The sequence below is a fragment of the Hanstruepera neustonica genome (assembly GCF_002895005.1).
Lineage (GTDB): Bacteria > Bacteroidota > Bacteroidia > Flavobacteriales > Flavobacteriaceae > Hanstruepera > Hanstruepera neustonica.
This window is the reverse complement of record NZ_POWF01000002.1, coordinates 269,404-286,553: the sequence shown is the minus strand read 5'-3', so window position 1 is coordinate 286,553 and position 17,150 is coordinate 269,404. Positions and strand designations below refer to the sequence as shown.

Genomic DNA, 17,150 nt, shown 5'->3' with positions numbered 1-17,150 from the left:
CAATATTATAAAAGTTTGCTTAAAATTCTAGCAGTAAATTCATTTAATTACCATTCGTTGATTCTGTTCGAATCAAGTTTTATGAAAATGAACAATAAGATTGTAAAGCCCCATAAACCTGAACCACCATAACTAAAAAAGGGAAGGGGAATACCAATAGTTGGTATTAAACCCATGACCATGCCAATGTTAATCATAAAATGAAAAAACAAAATGGAAGCAACGCTGTAGCCGTAAACACGACTAAATTGTGACTTTTGTAATTCAGCTAATCGCAATATTCTTAAAAGAAGTAATACAAATACAATAACTACCAAAGCACTGCCCAAAAAGCCCCATTCTTCACCTACAGTACTAAATATATAATCGGTGTGTTGTTCAGGTACAAATTTCCCAGTTGTTCGAGTGCCTTCTAAAAACCCTTTACCCTTAAAACCACCTGCGCTAATGGCTTTTTCCGATTCATAAAGATTGTACAAAATATCGCGACGCATTTGCTCTATTTTTTCAGGGTCTTTTTCAAGACGTAACCATAAACTTATACGATCCTGTTGATGAGGTTGCAGTATTTTTTGATAGAAAAAATTGACTCCGAATGTAATTATCATAGCCGCTAATAGCATGGCAATAGGTTGAATAATGGAAGGTCTTTTTTTTCGTAAAAAATGAAAAGTAAAAATCAAGACACTTGTTGAAGCAATGGTAATTAATGAGCCAAATTTAAGAGCTGCCATGGAAATAAGACCAAGGATAACGATAATTGATAAATAAATTCTGGGTAAACCTTCTCTGTAAAGAACAAAGAAGAAAGATCCGTAAACCAAGGTGCTTCCTGCGTCATTTTGAAGTAAAACCAAGATGGCAGGTAGCGCAATAATGATACAAAGTCTTATTTGATCTTTGAAGGATTTGATATCCGTATTCATATCACTAATGTATTTTGCAACTGCCAAGGCTGTTGCGGCCTTAGCAAACTCGCTAGGTTGTATGGTCATACCGCCTATACCATACCATGAGGTTGCACCATTGACATTCTTCCCAAAAAGAAACAGTCCAACCAAAGACAACAAGCCAATCAGGTAAATAATACTTGAAAATCGCTCATAAAACTTGGCTTCTATGGACAACAATAAAATTATTAGCAAAAAGGTGAGTAGTATAAAAATAAGTTGCTTACCGTAAGGTTGCGAAAAATCAAAGTAGTCTATACTTTCACCAATATGGGAAGCCGATAAAATGTTCATCCAGCCAAAACCAACTAGTAACAGGAAAAGAACAATCGTTATCCAATCAAATTTAAAATATCTATCGGTTTGTCTCATTTGGGGGGAATAGTTATTGACTGACTTTCTGTTTCTGAATTTTTGGGTAAGTCGATTATTTGGTACTGTGATTGCGCATTGATTTTAAATGGTTGACCGGAATAGGGTTTGGCATATTCATTTTCAAGACTATGTGTTAATATCCAATGTTCCAGATCTTTTCGACTAATTTCATCTTTTAAATATTTTTCAATCATTAAACTGGCAATTCTACCCGCGAACCTTGCTCCAAAATACCCATTTTCAACAAACACGGCCAATGCTATTTTAGGGTTGTCTTTTGGTGCAAAAGCGATAAATATAGAATGGTCAGTTAATTGGGTTCTAACACTATCAATAATGGTAAAGTTTTCGGCTGTTCCTGTTTTTCCACAAATTTCGATTCCTGGAACTTGTAAAAAATGGGCTGTTCCTTTATTGTAAACATCAAACAAACCTTGCACAACAGGTTCAAAATGAATTTGGTCAATGCTGGTTTCATGTTTAGTGGTGAATTTTTTATCAATTTCTTGACCTTCGATATTTTTTATAATATGTGGGGTGTAATAGTATCCTCTGTTAGCAATTGCGGCAGTCATATTAGCCAGATGCATTGGTGTTACTTGTACTTCACCTTGACCAATAGCATTGGAAATTATGGTAGTAGCACCCCAATTAAAATCGGGATACCACTTATCGTAATAAGCGCCATCAGGAATATTTCCTTTTTTACCAATAGGTAGATCGGTTCCCAGGTATTGACCAAGTCCAAAACTCTTTATATGGCCACTCCATATATCCATAGCATGGCTGGCATTATCATATTTATCTATAGTTTTTCTAAAGGCATTAGCAAAATAAGAGTTGCAAGATTTAGCAATACCTAAATTTAAACTTCGAGTGCCACCACCACAGTGACAACCCATGGTACCGCGTCGTCCATAACGATAAACACCTGAACAACTTATGGAAGTCTGGGTATTTAATACGCCTTCTTGTAATGCTGTTAATGCCACCAATGATTTAAACGGTGAACCTGGTTCATGAACCCGAAGTAAACTCTTATCAATTAAAGGTAGATTTATAGAATCATTGTACAATTTGGTGTAATTGCGCGAACGTTTTCTACCAACTAATAGATTGGGATTGTACGAAGGAGCAGAAACCAAGGCTAATATTTCACCTGAACTAGGCTCAATGGCAACAATTCCTCCACGTTTGTGCTGCATGAGTAATTCGCCATACTCTTGCAATTTGGAATCAATGGAAATGGTAATGTCTTTTCCTTGTTTCGGAAGAGTATCAAATTTACCCTCTTTGTAAGGCCCAATATCCCTATTAAAGCGGTCTTTTTGAATAAATTTTATGCCCTTTACACCTCTTAACTCTTCTTCATAAGACAATTCTACTCCTTGTTTTCCAATCAAATCGCCCATTTTGTAATAAGGAGATCTATCAATTTGACTCGGTGTAACTTCTGCAATAAAACCTAAAACATTGGCACCTACATCTGTTTGGTAATCTCTCAACAAACGTTTTTGAATATAAAAACCCTCATATTTTCGCATTTTTTCCTGCAAAACGGCATAATCTTCTTTAGAAAGATGTGGAATAAATACATAGGGTAATCTTGGTGAATAATGATAAGCTTTATTAAAGGTTTTAATGAATTGTTCTTTACTGATTTTTAATAATGAACAAAATTCAAGAGTGTCCAATGGTTTTACCTCTCTTGGAATGACCATGACATCATAGGAGGGCTGGTTTCCAACCAACAAGGTGCCATTTCTGTCGTAAACGAATCCACGCTTTGGGTAATCGTATACTTTTCTAATGGCGTTATCTTCATACAAACTTTGGGTATTGAAGGAGTAGATTTGAAGATAAAACAAACGCCCGAGGAATGTAAAGCCGACTATTATTATTAAGATAAACAGTAAAAATTGACGCATTATGTTTTTCTACTAAAAATTATAGATGTAACCAGACACAATAAAATAGTGAATATTCCTGAAAATAACGTTTTTTGAAGTATCAAAAGTATTTTCGATAAGTTAAATATCTCCAGAGAGAACAAGATAATATGGTGCGCCAAAACCAAAATGGTAAAATAAATAGTTTTAGCACCAAAGTCAACATTTTTAAACTTAATGGTTTGATGTTCATAAACCGATCCAAAACAGAATTTCAACACAACTGGTCTTATAAAAGCTATTGTGACAGAAGCGGCTGCATGGACACCACCCGAATCTGAAAACAAATCAACAGTCAATCCTAATAAGAAACTTAATAGTAAAAACAACAAACGGTTATTGCTTACTGGAAACAGGCAAATGAAAATTACGTAGAGGTATGGATTGATATTGCCTAAAAAATTAATATGGTTTAAAATCAATACCTGCACCAAAACGAGTACAATAAACCGAATGCTAAAAGAAAAAACTATATTATTCATTATTCAATAGCTCGTTTATTTCTTCTCTGTTGATATTTTCTATAACATAAACATATTCAATATCGGTCATGTCATTAAATAGTTTCACGTTTATGGTGTAAAAATTTTCGGCATCATCAAGCTTAAAACTTTCAATGGTACCAATTTGAATGCCCTTTGGAAAAATAATGGAACGTCCTGAAGTTATTATGGTGTCACCCTTTTTTAAAGGTGCTATTTTTTGAATTTCGGTCAATTGAACCATATTTGGAGACTTCGTATCCCAAACCAGCGAACCAAAATGATTAGTGTTTTTTAATTGGGCACTAATTTTAACATTGGTGTTTAGAATAGAAAGTACCGTTGCATATTTGTTGCTGGTGTTGTCAACAATTCCTAATATGCCCTTGGATGTAATAACTCCAAAATCTTGTTTTATGCTATCCTTTTCCCCTTTATTTAAGGTTAAGACATTGTTGTTTAATGCATAACTGTTTTTAATAATTCTAGCAGGGGTAAATTTATAATTGCCATAAAATCTCGTGCTATCAATAAAGGCACTTTTAAGATTACCATCAGCATTATATAAAATAGATTTCAGATAATTATTCTCTTCTTGAAGCAATTGGTTTTGCTCTCTTAAATTGAAAAAGGACTGAATATTGTTGACAGAATTATAAATTCCTCCAGTTAAAAAATTGGCAGAATTAATAAAGCGACTTCTATGATATGAATGGGATTGTATGGTAAAAACTATTGATAAAAAGAGCAAAAACAAATACAACAAAAACGTTTTGTTTCTTAAAAAGAAGTTGATTATTTGTTGCATGATTTAAAAGCTATTTAATCAATACGCTTTTGTATTTAGATAGATTTTTTAGTGTAATTCCCGTACCTCGAACAACAGCTCGTAAAGGGTCTTCAGCAATATAAACTGGTAAATCTGTTTTTTGAGATAATCGTTTATCCAATCCCCGTAACATGGAGCCTCCACCGGCTAAATAAATACCGGTATTATAAATGTCAGCCGCTAATTCGGGAGGCGTTTGCGATAAGGTTTCCATAACAGCATCTTCAATTCTAAGTATGGATTTATCAAGTGCCTTGGCAATTTCACGATAGGAAATGGAAACTTGTTTTGGTTTTCCAGTAAGTAAGTCACGCCCTTGAACGCTCATGTCTTCAGGAGGTAATTCCAAGTCTTCAGTTGCCGCCCCAATTTGGATTTTTATTTTTTCGGCAGTGCGTTCACCAACATATAAATTGTGCTGTGTTCGCATGTAGTAAATAATATCATTAGTAAACACATCACCGGCAATCTTAACGGATTTATCACAAACAATACCACCTAATGCAATTACGGCGATTTCTGTTGTACCACCACCAATATCAACAACCATGTTTCCCTTTGGTTGCATAATGTCAACACCAATACCAATAGCCGCCGCCATAGGTTCGTGAATCAAATAGACTTCCTTACCATTAACACGTTCAGCACTTTCCTTAACAGCACGCATTTCTACTTCAGTGATACCGGAAGGAATACAAATAACCATACGAAGTGATGGTGGAAATAATTTCTTCTTGAGAGCAGGAATATTTTTAATGAACATACTGATCATTTGCTCTGAAGCATCAAAATCGGCTATTACACCATCTTTCAATGGTCTAATGGTTTTGATGTTTTCGTGAGTTTTTCCCTGCATCATACTTGCTTCCTTACCAGCTGCAATAATTTTACCAGAAACTCTATCACGAGCAACAATAGAAGGGCTATCTACGACAACCTTATCATTATGAATTATCAATGTGTTGGCGGTTCCTAAATCTATTGCTATTTCCTCGGTTAGGAAGTCAAAAAATCCCATGTGCTATAAGTAAATTTTTGAGGTTAATTAAGTCTATCTCGTAAATGTAATAAAATTAATGTTTAAAATGACGTGTTCCAGTAAATACCATGGCAATATTATTATCGTTACAGTAATCAATACTTAATTGATCTTTAATAGAGCCTCCTGGTTGGATAACAGCCTTAATTCCTGCGTTATTGGCAATTTCTACACAATCTGGAAATGGAAAAAATGCATCACTAGCCATTACGGCTCCATTTAAATCAAAATTAAAGGATTGCGCTTTGTGAATAGCTTGGTTCAGTGCGTCAACACGACTAGTTTGTCCAGTTCCGCTGGCGCATAATTGTTTGTTTTTTGCCAAAACGATGGTATTAGATTTGGTGTGTTTGCAAATTTTAGATGCAAAAATCAAATCCTCTAACTCACTTTTTGTTGGTTTATTGTTTGTGGCATGAGATAAATTTTCAATACTGTCCGTAACGTTATCTCTATCTTGAACCAATATGCCGTTTAAACAACTTCTAACAGTGGTTTTTGGAAGTTCGATATCATTTAAAACTAAAATGATTCGGTTCTTTTTACCTTTTAAAATTTCTAGAGCATCATCCGAAAAAGAAGGCGCAATAACTACTTCGCAAAATAGAGAGTGAATTTCATTGGCTGTTGCTTCATCTATTTCGGTATTGGCAATTAAAATACCACCAAACGCCGAAACAGGATCGCCAGCTAAGGCATCAACATAAGCCTGGTGAATAGTTACGCGTTGAGCAAAACCACAGGCGTTGTTATGCTTTAATATAGCAAAGGCCGGTTCTTCACCTTTAAATTCATTCATGAGCGTGACGGCTGCATCGACATCCAGAAGATTGTTATAACTTAACTCTTTTCCATGCAGTTTGGTGAACATATCATCAAAGTTTCCAAAGAAAAATCCTCTTTGATGTGGGTTTTCACCATATCTCAATACTTGACCATTGGTTTCACTGATTTTTAAGCTGGCAATTTCGAGATTGGAGTTGAAATAATTGAAAATTGCAGAGTCGTAATGAGAGGAGACATTAAATGCTTTTGCTGCAAAACGTTTTCTATCGTCTTCTGAAGTTTCTCCTTTTTTAATTTGTAAAATCTCCAAAAATTCGGCATAATCTTCAACTGAAGAAACGCAAACAACATCAGCATAGTTTTTGGCTGCTGCTCTAATTAATGAAATACCACCAATATCTATTTTTTCGATTATATCTTGATTGCTGGCACCTGAAGCTACAGTTTTCTCAAATGGATAAAGGTCTACAATGACCAAGTCAATCTGCGGAATATCAAAATCAACCAATTCGGCTACATCGCTAACGTTATTTTGCCTATTTAAAATGCCACCAAATACTTTTGGGTGTAAGGTTTTAACACGGCCTCCCAAAATAGAAGGGTAGGAAGTGACCTCCTCAACAGGGACCACATTGATTCCTAAATCCTTGATAAATTTTTCAGTGCCACCAGTTGAATAAATAGTAACATTTAGATTGTTTAATTCACGAACGATAGGCTCTAGACCCTCTTTGCTAAATACAGAAATCAGTGCCGATTTAATGGTTTTGTTGTTGCTCATTATAGAAGTGTTGTTATATGACTGCAAAAGTAGTTAATTCAATCAAAAACCAATACCCAAAAAAGCTTCAAAAACGCATGTTTTTTTAACTAAAGAGCAAAGTTGTTAACAACTATAAAATAGACGCTACTTTTTTACAAACAAACTCTAAAAAACGCTCATCAGCTTCAGTGAATGGATCCGGTGTATTGGAGTCAATATCTATTTGACCAATGTTTTCACTATTTACAAAAATGGGAATTACAATTTCAGCTTTTACAGTAATGCTACATGCTATGTAATTGTCCTGTGCCGACACATCTGGCACTACAAAATTTTTATTACTGACAGCTACCTGACCGCAAATACCTTTCCCAAAAGGAATAATAGTATGGTCAGTCGGTGCACCAACGTATGGACCTAATTTTAATTCATTTTTATCGCCATTTTTAAAGTAGAATCCTACCCAATTATAATAAGCAACTTCTTTTTCCAAAAGTTGGCATATGGCGTATAACTTATCATTTACTGATGTTCCTTTGCTGGAAACTATTTGCGTTATTTTAGGTTTTAATTCTTGGAGCGTCATTGTTCAAAAGTTTTGGTAAAAGTATTTAAAATACTATGATATTGATATGCCATTTTATATAAATTTAACATCAAATAGTTTATTGCTCAATGAAGAAATTATTTGCGAAGTATCAGTCGGTTATAAAATTTATCCTAACATTTTTATTGGTTTATTTTGTACTGTCTTTTGCTTACAAATTTTATTTACAATGGTCTACCGGTGAAAGGTTTTATCCGGATTACTTCACTTATATAGTCGCACAACAAAGTGCAGACCTGCTTCATGATTTGGATTATAGGGTTCAAGTGATTCCGCATCCTGACGAGGCTTCATTGAAATTAATAATTAATGAAAAATACGTTGCTCGTATTATAGAAGGCTGTAATTCCGCGAGTGTTATTATTTTGTTCATTTCCTTTATCATCGCGTTTTCAGGAGATTTTAAAATAACGTTCTTATACATTCTTGCTGGAAGTGTGTTGATTTATATTGCCAATTTGTTTCGTGTGGTAATTTTGGCAGTAGGTCTTTATCACTACCCCTGGCGAAAGGATATTTTGCACACGGTTATTTTTCCGGGTATTATTTACGGGATGGTTTGTTTGCTTTGGGTGTTATGGGTCAATAGGTTTTCAAATATTAAGCGAGTCAAATGAGAACAAGCATAAAAATAGTGTGGTTGTTACTGCTGTTTGGATTATTAGTACTCATACGCGTTTTTGAAAACCATTTGTTCTACGATCCCTTTTTAATGTTTTTTAAAAATGATTACCTCTACATTGATTCGCCAAGGCGTGAAGTGTTTAAGCTAACGGCCTTCACAAGTTTACGCTATGTGATGAATACGGTTATTTCTTTGGGTATACTTTATGTGCTATTCAAGGATAAGAGTATTATTAGATTTTCAGCAATACTCTATGGTATAGCCTTTTTAATATTGATAATTCTATATCTCTACTTTGTTATTAATCCTAGGCAAGAAGATTATTATTTGTTTTTTAATATTCGTCGTTTTTTAATCCAACCCTTATTGTTGCTATTGCTGATTCCGGCATTTTATTATTATAAGCAACACGAGTAATGTTAAGCATTTTTTAAATGTAAGACCTGTTGCTGTTATTTTTTGTAAATTTGTATCGTGGTAAAGCAATACATACATAAAGTATTTTCTGTTTTAATGGCATTACTGGTGCTATTCTCTACAGTATCATTTACCGTAGAAAAACATTTTTGTGGTGATGTTTTGGTAGACATTTCAGTGTTTTCCGAGGTCCAAAAATGTGGTATGGAAATGGACGCTGCAGAACAGCCTTCGATGACTAAAAAAAGTTGTTGTAAAGACACCACTGATGTTATAAAAGGTCAGGACGAATTAACAGTCAAAACTTTTGATGATATTGAGTTTGAGCAACAGGTTTTTCTTGTAGCCTTTTCACATACATATTTTGATCTTTTTGAAGATTTAACTGAAAGAGAAATTCTTCATAAAGATTATTCTCCTCCCAACTTGGTTTATGACATTCAGGTGCGTGATCAAGTTTTCTTAATTTGATTTTTTTTGGACAGTCTCCGCTAAAACGGATAGGTAATTAATTGTTCAATCAATAAATCAAATAAAAATGACACATACATATACCGTTACAGGAATGACCTGTAATAATTGTAAGGCAAAAGTTGAAAGTGCTTTACAAAATTTATATTATGTTGATGAAGTTCATGTGGATTTAGAAGCTCAAGAAGCACGAATCATGATGTCACAACATATAGCAACTAAAACGTTGCAAGATGCTTTATCGGAAAAATATCAGATTTCAGAAAAAAAGGAGCGAAACGTCTTTGCATCAACCTCACAACAAATGGAGGAAAAATCAAACTTAAAACAATTGTTTCCTTTGTTTTTAATTTTTGGTTATATCATTATAACAGCCTTCTTGCTAAATAACAACCCAATGGATTGGAGTAATTTTATGCTTGATTTTATGGGCTTGTTTTATATAGTATTTAGCTTTTTTAAGCTATTGGATTTAAAAGGATTTCCAGAATCATTTAGAATGTATGACCCATTGGCTAAAGTCGTTCCTGCTTATGGTTGGGTTTATCCATTTATTGAAGTTGTTTTGGGACTCATGTTTCTGATGCGTTTTCAAATCACTTTGGCGCTTATTATCACTCTAGTAATTTTAGGGATTACCACGTTTGGAGTGACCAAAACGTTGTTGGACAAAAAGGTCATTCAGTGCGCCTGTTTAGGAACAGCATTAAAACTTCCAATGACCAAAGCCACCTTTATTGAGAATAGCATTATGATTGTCATGGCCATTATCATGCTTTTTAAAATCTACAGCGCATGAAAAGGATATTAATCATACTGTTATGGCTTCCTTTGTTCTCTTTTTCACAAACTGAAATCAGTGGTGAGATAGTGGAAGTTAATGCTGAAAATAAAGAAGTGCCCTTGCCAGGAGCCAATGTGTACTGGCTTAACTCAACGATAGGTGATGTAACCGATTTTGATGGAAAATTTACGATTCCATACCAAAGTGATTACAATAAACTGGTAATAAGTTATGTGGGTTATAAAACGGATACCTTGACTATAAGAGAACCAAAGCCAATTCGTCATATTTTACAAAGTACCAGCACCCTTGATGAGGTAACTGTTACCTCTAGAAAACAAGCTACTGCAAAATCCTATTTACAGGCTCAAAATATCATGACTGTTAGTAGTGATGAATTGTTAAAAGCAGCATGCTGCAACCTGTCAGAGAGTTTTGAAACCAATCCATCAATTGATGTAAATTTTGCCGATGCTGTTACAGGAACACGTCAAATAAAGATGTTGGGATTGACAAGTCCATATATCTTAATCGCTACCGAGAATATTCCAACGGTTCGAGGAGCGTCACAGGCTTATGGATTATCCTTTACACCAGGAACATGGGTGGAAAGTATTCAAATAACAAAAGGTATGGGAAGTGTGGTTAATGGTTATGAGAGCATTGCAGGGCAAATCAATGCTGAACTTCAAAAACCCACTAAAGATGATAGGCTTTTTGTAAACCTTTACGGAGCCAGTAATGAGCGCCTAGAGCTGAATACCCATTTAAATACTAAAATTAGTGATAGATGGAGTACAGGGCTATACTTGCATGGTAATACCCATCAAAAAAAACATGACGTCAATGATGATGGTTTCTTGGATATACCGCTTTATAATCAAATCAACGTCATGAATAGATGGCAATATACCGATGCAGAGAATGGGTTTGTAGGCTTTTTTAATGTCAGGTATTTGATTGATGAAAAGCAAACGGGTGAGTTAGATTTTAATCCAGAAACCGATAAGTTGACTGCCAATGCTTGGGGAAGCGAAATAGATACCAAGCGATTTGACTTTTCAGGCAAAATGGGTTATGTAAATCCGGAGTTACCATGGCAAAGTTTAGGCGTACAGTTTGCAGTAAGTAACCACCAACAGGATTCCTATTTTGGATTACGTGAATATAATATAGAGCACAACAGTATTTATTCCAACGTTATATACAACTCCATAATAAGCGATTCAAGACACAAGATTAAGACTGGTGTTAGTTTTACTTATGACTACTATGATGAGTTAGTGGTGTCCAATGACTTTGAACGTACAGAGAATTCAGTAGGTGCTTTTTTTGAGTATAATTTTGATAATTTAGAGAAATTAAATCTCACTGCAGGAATTCGGGTAGATAACCATAATAAACTCGGGTTTTTTATAACACCACGTTTTCACGTTCGCTATACACCTTGGGAAAAATCGGCATTTCGAGCGTCATTTGGCCGCGGAAAACGTTCTGCAAATATATTTGCAGAAAACCAAAGCCTATTTGCAACTTCAAGAAACATAAATATTTTTAATTCCAATGGCGGTGAAATTTATGGATTAGATCCAGAGATTGCCTGGAACTATGGAGTGTCCTATTTGCAAGGATTCAATCTTTTTGGAAGAAAGGCAGATGTAACGGTGGATTTTTATAGAACTGATTTCCAAAACCAAGTAGTGGTTGATTGGGAAAACCCTAGAGAAATTAATTTCTATAATTTGAAAAACGGAAGTTATGCCAATAGTTTTCAAACGGAATTAAACTACAATGCCTTTGAGCGTTTTGATTTGCGATTGGCGTATAAATTTTATGATGTCAAAACTAGATATCAATCGGGTGAAAACATCCGGCCTTTAACACCAAAGCATCGATTTTTTGCCAATGTGGGTTATGAAACCAATCTAAATGATAAAGGAGGTTTATGGAAGTTTGATGCAACTTTTAATTGGTTGGGTGAACAGCGTTTCGCTTCAACGTTGAGTAATCCAGTCGAATATCAATTACCTGAAAATTCTCCAACAGTAGGAACCCTTAATGTTCAAATAACCAAAGTGTTCTCTCCAAAATTTGAAGTATATTTAGGAGGAGAGAATATTACCAATGTTCGTCAGGATAATCCTATATTGGGTGCTGATGACCCTTTTGGAGCGAATTTTGATACCACGTTTGTATATGGTCCAATCTTTGGGAGTATGTATTATGCAGGATTACGATTTAGAATAAAATAACAATTTTTAAATAATTGAAAGATGAAAAAAATAGTAGTATTCGCCATGTTTTTAATGGCAACAATATCCTTCGCGCAGAACAAAAATGCTAAAGCTTCATTAGAAGTAGATGGCGTGTGTATGATGTGCAAAGACCGAATAGAGAAAGCTTGTATAAAGACCAAAGGGGTTAAAAGTGCCAATTGGAATGTAGAAACACACGAGCTCAAGTTAATTTATAATGAAGAAAAAACAACTTTGGACGATATTAAGAAGAATATCGTGGCAGTAGGACATGATCTAAAAGATATGAAAGCAACCGATGAGGCTTACAATAGTGTTCATGATTGCTGTAGATATCGTGATGACGATGTTAAGAAAGATCATGAATAAAATTTTTGTAGTTTTTAAGTTTGAAAGAAATTTTGACTTTTAGTTAAATTTTTCCCAACGGAATAATAATGAATTTAACTTATCACTACATTTAATATGTTCTTTTAAATTATAAAATTATGGGACAATTAAAGTCAAAAGGCAAGTCTGTTTTACCAAAACAAGCGGTAAAAAAGACTCCACAGGCTCCTGCTAAAAAGAAGTAGTCTGTTTTTGGGTTACAAAGGATAACCCTTTAGTTAAGGATAATAAAAGCAAATAGCCATCTTTTTGAGATGGCTATTATATTTTTCGGTAAGGTCTAAACTTAATCAATATTTATTGTGATTGTTTTGGAAATAAGACTGCCGTCAGATCCCATGCCCTCAATAAACAATAAGATATCTTCATATCTATAATTAGGTATTTTAAATTCAAATTCACCATTTTCATCATTAGATAAATTAGGAATCCAATTCAAAACACCATATTTGGAAAAAGATTCTTGTTGGCTGGCATTGTAAAAGGGTGATTGGTACTTTTCAGGTAATGAATAACCAAATTCAACAATTTTTGATGAAAATGAAGATTGTTTTTCTAAATATTTACCGGAGAAAGATTTTTTGGTGTATATATTAATATTTCCGCCTAATCCTCCCGCAACACCAACTGTACCTGGAGAAGGGGTTCGGGATATAAATATCTCATCGACGTCTTTCACCATCAAATTCATAAGAATGATCATTTGTGCCTCACCCATTAACTGATTATCAATGTAGATATTGGGCGACGCTGGTTTGCCACTAAAGCTATATCCAACACCTCTTCTGGCCGCAATTTCAATACCTCTAGGAGAATTATAAACATCAAAACCATTGGCGCTAATAATGTCTGTTACTAGGGTTACATCGTCATAAATGTTTTCAAGTTCAATTTTCTTGGTATTAAACCCACCATAAATAATTTGATTTTTTGATTGTCTTTTTTTTGACACTTCAAGCATTACCGTGTCTAAAGAAGTTGTATTCTCTAAAATAAAATTTTCATAGAATGCATTATTATCTAAAATATTTATTGGTTTTTTGGATTTTAAACCATGAGTATTAATACTGTCCTTTTGGTAAGCAGGATAAATATTCACATAAACATTTGCCTTTGATAAGTTCTCTTTTTTGTTCTTTAAGCTAAAATATATTTTAGTACTATCCAATAATAATAAATTTTCAAAACCGAAATAACCATCCTCTGAAATGCCCGAATTAAGCATCGTGTTGCTTTCTTTGTGCAAAAAGATTATTTCGGTATTCTTGTCTTTATCAGATACTTTTCCTTTGACTTGCATGCCACTTTCAAAATGAAAAAGTTCTTTTGGAGGTGAACTAAAAATCTTGTTCCATGAATATTTGCTCCATCCTTGAGTGAGTAATAACAAGTCTAAATCATAAGTGGTTTGTCTGTCGTTATTGCTAAAATAATAATCAGCGTTTTCAATATTTCCTTCAATGTAAGGCGAAAGAAGAAATTTGCTAATAATATTTTCGGAAGCTGTATATGCTTTGGTGGATGACGGAAGAACCGATATACTAATGTTTTTTTGAATGGTATCTTTAAGTTTTGTTCGTAATCTTATTTTGGTTGAATCACTGTTTGGATAGGTGTTGACAAGTTCCACATTTTCTATTGGGGTTTTAGAGCTGTTGAAAATAACTCTTTCAACCAAAGGTTTATTTTCATCGTTAAAAACGGTTATGATATTGATGCCAGATAATAAATCTTGTTTGGGAACATTAATAAGATAATCATATTTTCCATCCTGAAAATTCAAGTCGATTTTCTTCATTAAACCATCACGATGTATTGCTAGTGAATAGGTTTTGTCAAGTAATTCGGGTAATGTGCTCTTGTTTGTTTGAATACTGATAAATAAATTTGTAGCGTTCAGATTATTGATTTTAACCGCAATTCCTCTTGGTTGTGCTTTAGGAATTTCCGTGTTTATTTTTGTTCCATCTTCTAGTAAAGCCTCAACAAAATGGGTGTCATTATTTTTTAGCATTAGGCTAAATTTTCCCATGCCTAGTTCATTACTCTTAAACGTTGTAATTACTTGACCTTTAGAATCCAGTACTTTTCCACTTTCTATTATTGCACCTTCACCATTAGCATTAAGGATTTTAAATCCAATAGTATTATTTACATCGTTTAATAGATGTCCGCCTTCAGGCAAAAGCTGGAAGTCGTATTCATTTTCTAAAGACTCATTTTCTTGTTGAGCAAAATCATCTCCTAAAATTTCAATTTCCTGTAAGCTATGATAGCTTTCGCTGAAATTACGCATATAATTGGTGAAAACTTTCAAGAAATAGGTGCCAGGAGCATATTCAGATAGTTTGAATTCGCCATTTGTTATCCCATCAATAGCATACAGTAATTTTTTGTCAATCATCCTTCCGTCTACGTCATAAATAGCGGCGTAAACATTTGTAGTACTTAAATAAGGTAACTGGGTTTTAGTATTATATATATAAGACTTGAACCACAGTGTTTCATTGGCAAAATATTTTGATTTATTAGTTTGTGTATAAATGGTTTCAGGTTCTAACTCAAAATACTTTACATAGCGACCTTCTATTTGACTGTCGTTGGGTTTTTGCGCAAAACAAGTAGCATGAAATAAAATGAAGTAGGCCAGCAGGGCAAATGTCTTAAACATAATTAGATTGATTAATAGATAAAAAATAAAGATACTATTTTAGTCCATAAAAAAAAGTGCCCTAAGAAATTCTTCGAGCACTTTTTAAGTTTGCTATTAATGCGTTTATTACATCATGCCTGGCATACCGCCACCCATAGGAGGCATAGCAGGTGCATCTTCTTTAATATCAATTAAGGCACATTCTGTAGTTAGAATCATACCTGCAACCGAAGCGGCATTTTCCAATGCAATTCGTGTTACTTTTTTAGGATCGATAATACCAGCCTTCAGCATGTCTACATAGGTTTCAGATTTGGCATCAAAACCAAAGTCTTTTTTGCCCTCCATAACTTTAGAAATAACGACACTACCTTCACCGCCAGCATTAGAAACAATCGTTCTTAAAGGTGCCTCAATAGCACGAGCTACAATTTGAATACCTGTTACTTCGTCAAGGTTTTCTGTTGTTAATTTTTCAAGTACTTTTTTAGCTCTTACCAAAGCAACACCACCACCAGCAACAATACCTTCTTCTACGGCTGCTCTGGTAGCATGTAAGGCATCATCCACACGGTCTTTCTTTTCTTTCATTTCAACTTCAGAAGCGGCACCTACATATAATACTGCAACACCACCAGCCAATTTAGCCAGACGTTCTTGAAGTTTTTCTTTATCATAATCAGAAGTAGTTGTCTCAATTTGAGCCTTGATTTGGTTTACTCTGGCTTTAATATCAGAAGCTTTTCCCGAACCGTTAACTATGGTTGTATTATCTTTATCAATAGTAACCGTTTCAGCAGTTCCCAACATGCTTAAATCAGCATTTTCTAATGAGAAACCACGTTCTTCTGAAATAACTACACCACCAGTTAAAATAGCAATGTCTTCTAACATCGCTTTGCGTCTGTCACCAAAACCAGGTGCTTTTACAGCAGCTATTTTTAAACCACCACGTAGTTTGTTTACAACTAATGTAGCTAAAGCTTGACCTTCTACATCTTCGGCAATAATTAACAATGGACGACCAGATTGTGCTACTGGTTCTAGGATAGGAAGTATTTCCTGTAAGTTGGAAATCTTTTTGTCAAATAATAAAATGTACGGATTTTCTAAATCGGCAATCATTTTATCAGCGTCAGTCACAAAATAAGGAGATAAATATCCTCTGTCAAACTGCATACCCTCTACAACATCTACATAGGTATCTGTTCCTTTGGCTTCTTCAACAGTAATGACACCTTCTTTTCCAACTTTTCTAAAGGCTTTAGCGATTAAATCACCAATAGTGTCGTCATTGTTCGCTGAAATTGAAGCAACTTGTTTTATTTTTTCAGATGAATTGCCAACTTGTTTTGATTGCTTTTCAAGGTCTTTGGTAATGGCCTCAACCGCTTTGTCAATCCCGCGTTTTAAGTCCATTGGATTGGCGCCGGCAGCAACGTTACGTAAACCTTCTTTAACAATTGCTTGGGCTAAAACGGTGGCTGTTGTCGTACCGTCTCCCGCTAAATCATTCGTTTTTGAAGCTACTTCCTTTACCATTTGAGCGCCCATATTTTCAAGCTCATCTTCTAACTCTACTTCTTTGGCTACAGTAACACCATCTTTGGTTACTTGAGGAGCGCCAAAACTTTTACTGATAATAACATTTCTACCTTTTGGACCTAATGTTACTTTTACTGCATCGGCTAATGCATCTACACCACGTTTTAATCCGTCACGTGCGTCAATATCAAATTTTATATCTTTTGCCATTTTTCTAGTTTTTTAAATGA

15 protein-coding genes are annotated in these 17,150 nt (G+C 34.5%); 6 read left to right on the top strand and 9 right to left on the bottom strand.

The features are described 5' to 3' along the window. Window positions 1–47 precede the first annotated feature (47 nt). The 7 genes from rodA to C1T31_RS06030 form a co-directional block, all read right to left on the bottom strand. Window positions 48–1,322, bottom strand: a complete 1,275-nt coding sequence (gene rodA, locus C1T31_RS06060) for a rod shape-determining protein RodA (RefSeq protein WP_103051584.1) — start codon at window positions 1,320–1,322, stop codon at window positions 48–50. Beyond that, window positions 1,319–3,253: a peptidoglycan D,D-transpeptidase FtsI family protein gene (locus tag C1T31_RS06055; protein ID WP_103051583.1), complete on the bottom strand. Its 1,935-nt coding sequence runs from the start codon at window positions 3,251–3,253 to the stop codon at window positions 1,319–1,321. Before C1T31_RS06055 ends, rodA begins: the two co-directional genes overlap by 4 nt. Beyond that, complete coding sequence (locus C1T31_RS06050; protein WP_103051582.1) at window positions 3,253–3,756, bottom strand: rod shape-determining protein MreD; 504 nt, start codon at window positions 3,754–3,756, stop codon at window positions 3,253–3,255. The genes C1T31_RS06055 and C1T31_RS06050 overlap by 1 nt, the downstream gene beginning before the upstream one ends. Continuing rightward, window positions 3,749–4,564 carry a rod shape-determining protein MreC gene (mreC, locus tag C1T31_RS06045; protein ID WP_103051581.1) on the bottom strand — a complete coding sequence of 272 codons (816 nt, stop codon included), beginning with the start codon at window positions 4,562–4,564 and terminating at the stop codon, window positions 3,749–3,751. Before mreC ends, C1T31_RS06050 begins: the two co-directional genes overlap by 8 nt. Window positions 4,565–4,574: 10 nt before the next feature. Continuing rightward, the gene (locus C1T31_RS06040) at window positions 4,575–5,603 is read right to left on the bottom strand and encodes a rod shape-determining protein (RefSeq protein ID WP_103051580.1); all 1,029 of its coding nucleotides are present in this window, start codon (window positions 5,601–5,603) and stop codon (window positions 4,575–4,577) included. A 55-nt stretch (window positions 5,604–5,658) separates the two neighbouring features. Then, window positions 5,659–7,191, bottom strand: coding sequence for a bifunctional phosphoribosylaminoimidazolecarboxamide formyltransferase/IMP cyclohydrolase (gene purH, locus C1T31_RS06035; protein ID WP_103051579.1), 1,533 nt, complete (start codon window positions 7,189–7,191; stop codon window positions 5,659–5,661). Between the two features lie 112 nt (window positions 7,192–7,303). Next, window positions 7,304–7,759, bottom strand: coding sequence for a GAF domain-containing protein (locus C1T31_RS06030; RefSeq protein WP_103051578.1), 456 nt, complete (start codon window positions 7,757–7,759; stop codon window positions 7,304–7,306). Window positions 7,760–7,848: 89 nt separating this feature from the next. Between C1T31_RS06030 and xrtF the strand changes: the two genes are divergently transcribed. From xrtF to C1T31_RS06000, 6 genes are all read left to right on the top strand, one after another. Then, on the top strand, window positions 7,849–8,397 hold the full coding sequence (xrtF, locus tag C1T31_RS06025; RefSeq protein ID WP_103051577.1) for an exosortase family protein XrtF: 549 nt from the start codon (window positions 7,849–7,851) through the stop codon (window positions 8,395–8,397). Next, window positions 8,394–8,822: an exosortase F system-associated membrane protein gene (locus tag C1T31_RS06020; protein ID WP_103051576.1), complete on the top strand. Its 429-nt coding sequence runs from the start codon at window positions 8,394–8,396 to the stop codon at window positions 8,820–8,822. The genes xrtF and C1T31_RS06020 overlap by 4 nt, the downstream gene beginning before the upstream one ends. Window positions 8,823–8,879: 57 nt before the next feature. Next, window positions 8,880–9,293 (top strand): HYC_CC_PP family protein, encoded by a 414-nt coding sequence (locus C1T31_RS06015; protein ID WP_243398899.1) that lies wholly within the window; start codon window positions 8,880–8,882, stop codon window positions 9,291–9,293. A gap of 67 nt (window positions 9,294–9,360) precedes the next feature. Further along, the gene (locus tag C1T31_RS06010; RefSeq protein ID WP_103051574.1) at window positions 9,361–10,092 is read left to right on the top strand and encodes a heavy metal translocating P-type ATPase; all 732 of its coding nucleotides are present in this window, start codon (window positions 9,361–9,363) and stop codon (window positions 10,090–10,092) included. Next, window positions 10,089–12,329 carry a TonB-dependent receptor plug domain-containing protein gene (locus C1T31_RS06005; protein WP_103051573.1) on the top strand — a complete coding sequence of 747 codons (2,241 nt, stop codon included), beginning with the start codon at window positions 10,089–10,091 and terminating at the stop codon, window positions 12,327–12,329. Before C1T31_RS06010 ends, C1T31_RS06005 begins: the two co-directional genes overlap by 4 nt. A gap of 21 nt (window positions 12,330–12,350) precedes the next feature. Then, the gene (locus tag C1T31_RS06000) at window positions 12,351–12,701 is read left to right on the top strand and encodes a heavy-metal-associated domain-containing protein (protein WP_103051572.1); all 351 of its coding nucleotides are present in this window, start codon (window positions 12,351–12,353) and stop codon (window positions 12,699–12,701) included. A gap of 307 nt (window positions 12,702–13,008) precedes the next feature. Here the strand turns inward: C1T31_RS06000 and C1T31_RS05995 are convergent, their stop codons facing one another. Together C1T31_RS05995 and groL are read right to left on the bottom strand one after the other, a co-directional pair. Next, entirely contained in the window at window positions 13,009–15,393 is a 2,385-nt protein-coding gene (locus C1T31_RS05995) for a hypothetical protein (RefSeq protein ID WP_103051571.1), read from the bottom strand. Window positions 15,394–15,501: 108 nt separating this feature from the next. Then, window positions 15,502–17,130, bottom strand: coding sequence for a chaperonin GroEL (groL, locus tag C1T31_RS05990; RefSeq protein ID WP_103051570.1), 1,629 nt, complete (start codon window positions 17,128–17,130; stop codon window positions 15,502–15,504). Window positions 17,131–17,150: the final 20 nt, after the last annotated feature.

Coding starts and splice junctions, on each gene's coding strand:
- rodA (WP_103051584.1), bottom strand. CDS start 1,322: ATGAGACAAACCGATAGATATTTTAAATTTGATTGGATAACGATTGTT.
- C1T31_RS06055 (WP_103051583.1), bottom strand. CDS start 3,253: ATGCGTCAATTTTTACTGTTTATCTTAATAATAATAGTCGGCTTTACA.
- C1T31_RS06050 (WP_103051582.1), bottom strand. CDS start 3,756: ATGAATAATATAGTTTTTTCTTTTAGCATTCGGTTTATTGTACTCGTT.
- mreC (WP_103051581.1), bottom strand. CDS start 4,564: ATGCAACAAATAATCAACTTCTTTTTAAGAAACAAAACGTTTTTGTTG.
- C1T31_RS06040 (WP_103051580.1), bottom strand. CDS start 5,603: ATGGGATTTTTTGACTTCCTAACCGAGGAAATAGCAATAGATTTAGGA.
- purH (WP_103051579.1), bottom strand. CDS start 7,191: ATGAGCAACAACAAAACCATTAAATCGGCACTGATTTCTGTATTTAGC.
- C1T31_RS06030 (WP_103051578.1), bottom strand. CDS start 7,759: ATGACGCTCCAAGAATTAAAACCTAAAATAACGCAAATAGTTTCCAGC.
- xrtF (WP_103051577.1), top strand. CDS start 7,849: ATGAAGAAATTATTTGCGAAGTATCAGTCGGTTATAAAATTTATCCTA.
- C1T31_RS06020 (WP_103051576.1), top strand. CDS start 8,394: ATGAGAACAAGCATAAAAATAGTGTGGTTGTTACTGCTGTTTGGATTA.
- C1T31_RS06010 (WP_103051574.1), top strand. CDS start 9,361: ATGACACATACATATACCGTTACAGGAATGACCTGTAATAATTGTAAG.
- C1T31_RS06005 (WP_103051573.1), top strand. CDS start 10,089: ATGAAAAGGATATTAATCATACTGTTATGGCTTCCTTTGTTCTCTTTT.
- C1T31_RS06000 (WP_103051572.1), top strand. CDS start 12,351: ATGAAAAAAATAGTAGTATTCGCCATGTTTTTAATGGCAACAATATCC.
- C1T31_RS05995 (WP_103051571.1), bottom strand. CDS start 15,393: ATGTTTAAGACATTTGCCCTGCTGGCCTACTTCATTTTATTTCATGCT.
- groL (WP_103051570.1), bottom strand. CDS start 17,130: ATGGCAAAAGATATAAAATTTGATATTGACGCACGTGACGGATTAAAA.